Origin of the sequence: Shigella sp. FC1661 (genome assembly GCF_001712525.1) — a bacterium.
GTDB classification, from domain to species: Bacteria; Pseudomonadota; Gammaproteobacteria; order Enterobacterales; family Enterobacteriaceae; genus Escherichia; species Escherichia coli.
Window position 1 is genome coordinate 1 of the sequence record NZ_MDGW01000482.1, and the last position, 433, is coordinate 433.

1 protein-coding gene and 1 pseudogene are annotated in these 433 nt (G+C 44.8%); one reads left to right on the top strand and one right to left on the bottom strand.

All coding sequences use genetic code 11. The annotated features are described in order from the left end of the window. Nucleotides 1-23: 23 nt before the first annotated feature. Complete coding sequence (locus BFF42_RS20850) at nt 24-80, top strand: IS1 family transposase (RefSeq protein ID WP_003032489.1); 57 nt, start codon at nt 24-26, stop codon at nt 78-80. Nucleotides 81-95: 15 nt separating this feature from the next. Here the strand turns inward: BFF42_RS20850 and BFF42_RS28430 are convergent. Then, nucleotides 96-335, bottom strand: a pseudogene (locus BFF42_RS28430) (tyrosine-type recombinase/integrase); the annotation flags it as partial. Between the last annotated feature and the right edge of the window lie 98 nt (nt 336-433).

The following is a 433-nucleotide window of genomic DNA, read 5'->3' on the forward strand; positions in this document are numbered from 1 at the left end:
AGTCACTGTCGTTCTCAAAATCGGTGGAGCTGCATGACAAGGTCATCGGGCATTATCTGAACATAAAACACTATCAGTAAGTTGGAGTCATTACCCACATCGGAAACCCTCGCTGCACACAGATAGGCAATTTCCATTGCGATAAAAACAGGAAGAGGTGCAACGCTTAATACTGCCTGGTATTCTTTGTCGGTTACATATCGTTCGCGGTTTTTGGCCTTGAATTTACTTACACCTGCACATGGGTTAGCCTTCACGTACCCTCGCTCATACCCCCAACTGTAAACGCGGGACATACTGCTTTTTTCATGGTTGGCTTGCGTTTTACTCTGTTCCCTGAGGTAGCCTGAGTTTAACGGACACTCCTTCCTGAAATAGAATGGCATCAGAAGGAGCTAATAATGAGCAGAAAAAACCAACGTTACTCTAAAGA